This window comes from Streptomyces sp. NPDC048484 (assembly GCF_040651415.1).
Taxonomy (GTDB): domain Bacteria; phylum Actinomycetota; class Actinomycetes; order Streptomycetales; family Streptomycetaceae; genus Streptomyces.
In genome coordinates this window covers 1-3,614 of record NZ_JBEZJY010000119.1, presented here as the reverse complement: position 1 = coordinate 3,614, position 3,614 = coordinate 1, and the positions used below count along the sequence as shown (strand labels likewise).

At 66.8% G+C, this 3,614-nt stretch carries 2 protein-coding genes; both read left to right on the top strand.

Features of this window, described 5'->3' with window-relative positions; translation table 11 throughout:
- Positions 1 to 2,256, top strand: a 2,256-nt coding sequence (locus AB0D14_RS44740) for an SDR family NAD(P)-dependent oxidoreductase (protein WP_362791225.1), incomplete at its 5' end; no start/stop codon positions are given.
- A gap of 34 nt (positions 2,257 to 2,290) precedes the next feature.
- Positions 2,291 to 3,614: beta-ketoacyl synthase N-terminal-like domain-containing protein (locus tag AB0D14_RS44735; protein ID WP_362791222.1), on the top strand; the 1,324-nt coding region annotated here is incomplete at its 3' end.

The following is a 3,614-nucleotide window of genomic DNA, read 5'->3' as shown; positions in this document are numbered from 1 at the left end:
GTGGACGTTGACTGGTCGGCGTTGTTTGCGGGGCGTGGGGCGCGGCGGGTGGAGTTGCCGACGTATGCCTTCCAGCGTGAGCACTACTGGCTGGAACCCACGACCGATACAGCCCTGATGCCGGAGGAACATGCCGAGTCGGTGGCTGCCATGTTCTTCGACATGGTGCAGCGCGAGGATCCTTCCTCGCTGGCGGACCTGCTGAAGATCGACAAATCTGTGGTGAGCGAAGTACTGCCCGCCATCTCGTCCTGGTACCAGGAGCAGCGCGGACAGCACTTGCTGGACGAATGGCGTTATCGCGTCACCTGGTTACCCGTGGCGGAAAGAGCGCACAGCACACCGGCCGGCACCTGGCTGCTCGTCCTCCCGGCCGGAAGCACAGCCAGTGAACGAGCGACCGCCGTTCGGGACGGGCTCGCCGAGCACGGAGTTCATGTCGTCACGCTGGAGGCCACCGATACCGAGCGCCCCGTAATCGCCCGGCAACTTCGCGAGCACATGACCCGGCAGCCGACAGCGGGTGTACTGTCCCTGCTCGCTCTGGACGACCGTCCGCACCCCGACCACCCGTCGCTGACGCGCGGTACCGCCTCCACGGTGGCTCTGGTACAAGCCGTCGGTGACGCCGGACTGGCGGCGCCGCTCTGGTGCGTTACGTCGGGCGCGGTAGCCGTGAGATCCCCCGAAGAACTCACGGACCCGTTCCAAGGGTCGCTCTGGGGCATGGCAGTCGGCCTGTCGCTGGACCATCCGGACACCTGGGGCGGCATGGTCGATATTCCGGGCACCCTCGACACACTGGTCATACAGCGGCTGTGCGGTGTCCTGTCCGATGAAGGCGCTGAGGATCAAGTGGCGATACGTCAGGATGGCGTGTACGGCAGACGGCTGATCCGTGCTGATTCGGCGGGCGTGCCCGTCGACCGAATCTGGAAGCCGCGCGGCACCACGCTCATCACCGGAGGCACCGGGGGCGTGGGCGCCTACGTGGCACGCTGGCTCGCCGACAGAGGGGCCGAGCACCTTGTCCTCACCGGACGCCGGGGCCGGGAGGCCAATGGCGTCACCGAGCTGGAGGCCGAGCTGACCGCCCGGGGCACACGAGTGACCGTTGCGGCGTGCGACGTCACCGACCGTGTTGCGCTGACCCGACTGTTTGAGTCCATCCCCGCTGAACAGCCCCTGAATTCCGTTGTCCACGCGGCTGGCGTGTCCCAGCGAGTGGGGCACCTCGGCGAACTCACCCTTGAAGAGTTCGCAGAGGTCGCCCGTGCCAAGGTGGGTGGTGCGGTGCTCCTGGACGAGCTGCTCGGGGACCGGCCGCTGGACGCGTTCGTGATGTTCTCCTCCGGTGCCGCTGTCTGGGGCAGCGCAGGGCAGACGGCGTACGGCAGCGCGAATGCCTTTCTGGACGCATTCGCGCACCAGCGCCGCGCACGCGGCCTTGCCGCGACCTCAGTCGCATGGGGCCCCCTGAACAGCGGCATGGTCGATGAGGAGATCGGCGCGTTCATGAAGCGCATCGGCGCGCCCGCGATGGACCCCGAAATCGCCGTCAAGGCACTGCAACAGGCGCTCGATCGGGAGGAAAGCCACTTGGTGGTGGCCGACTTCGACTGGTCCCGCTTCGCCCCCACCTATACCCTCGCCCGTCGGCGCCCCCTGCTGGACGCGCTGCCTGAGGCCCGCGCGGTCACGGAGAACGATGCCGACGCTGATCCGCCCGGCAAATCGACGTTCGCCGAGAGCCTGGCTGCGCTGCCTGAGGCAGCGCAGGCTCGCGAACTGCTCGACATGGTCCGCATACATGTGGCTGCCGTGCTCGGCCACGATGACAAGGCCATGATCGATCCGAAGCGTGCGTTCGAGGACCTCGGGTTCGAGTCTGTCGCGTCGGTCGAGCTCAGGACGCGATTGAGTGCCGTGACCGGCAGGAAGCTGCCGACCACGATTGTGTTCGACTACGCAACCCCGGCGGCACTCGCCGAGTATCTGCGCGTGGAGCTGCGCGGGGACGCCGGTCCGCAGGTCTTGCCGGCCCTCGCGGAACTGGACCGGCTTGAGGGAGCAGTAGCGGTCCTCTCACCGGAGGAGACCGAACGCAGCAGGATCACCAGCAGGCTGGAAGCACTGGTGGCCCGGCTGAACGAGAGCCTTGCCCCGGCACACGGAACTGACGTGGGCGAAGCGCTGGAAACCGCGACTGCGGACGAAGTACTCGACTTCATCGACAAAGAACTCGGACTGGCCTGATCGGGCGTTTGCTCCGGAGAGCTGTGAGGCTTTGATGACGAACGATGCGAAGCTCCTTGACTACCTCAAGCGGGTCACGGCGGACCTGCACCAGACTCGCCGTCGGCTCAAGGAAGTGGAGGCCGAGGAGCAGGAACCGATCGCGATCGTCGCAATGAGCTGCCGCTACCCCGGGGGGGTTATGTCCCCGGAAGACCTGTGGCAGCTGGTCGCACAGGAAGGCGACGCCATCACGGAATTCCCTGCCGACCGTGGCTGGGACACCGGAGCGCTCTTTGACAAAGACCCGGACCGGCCGGGTACGAGCTACGTCAGCCAAGGTGGTTTCGTCCACAGCGCTGCCCAGTTCGACCCCGCTTTCTTCGAGATCTCGCCCCGCGAAGCGCTTGCGATGGATCCGCAGCAGCGCCTCATCCTAGAGGTGTCCTGGGAAGCCTTCGAGCGCGCCGGTATCAACCCGCAGAGTGTCCGGGGCAAGCAGGTCGGTGTGTTTGCAGGGTCCGGGATCCAGGACTACGGAGACCTGCTGAGCGCCGTGCCCGAGGTCGCAGAAGCGTATATGACCACGGCTGCTGCGGCTTCCGTCATATCCGGTCGCATCGCCTACACACTCGGACTTGAAGGCCCGACCCTCACTGTCGACACCGCATGCTCGTCCTCGCTGGTGGCGCTGCACCTGGCTTGCCAGGCTCTGCGGCAGAAGGAGTGCACGCTCGCGCTGGCCGGTGGAGTCATGGTGATGTCGACTCCTGCCGCGTTTGTCGCCTTCAGCCGGCAACGCGGCATGGCGGCTGATGGTCGGTGTAAGGCGTTTTCGGATGATGCGGATGGTACGGGGTGGGGTGAGGGTGTGGGGATGCTGTTGGTGGAGCGGCTGTCCGATGCCCGGCGTAACGGTCATCCGGTGCTGGCGGTGGTGCGGGGCAGTGCGGTCAACCAGGACGGTGCGAGTAATGGGCTGACGGCGCCGAATGGTCCTGCGCAGCAGCGGGTGATCCGTCAGGCGCTGGCCAATGCGGGGCTGTCGGCGGATCAGGTTGATGTGGTGGAGGCGCATGGCACGGGGACGCGGCTGGGTGATCCGATTGAGGCGCAGGCGTTGCTGGCGACGTATGGGCAGGGGCGGGTTGCGGAGCGGCCGTTGTGGCTGGGGTCGGTGAAGTCGAATATTGGGCATACGCAGGCGGCGGCGGGGGTGGCCGGGATCATCAAGATGGTCCAGGCGATGCGGCACGGCATGCTGCCCAAGACGTTGCATGCGGAGGTTCCGTCGTCGCATGTGGACTGGTCGGCGGGTGCGGTGGAGCTGCTGTCGCAGGCGCGGGAGTGGCCGCAGACCGGCCAGCCGCGGCGGGCCG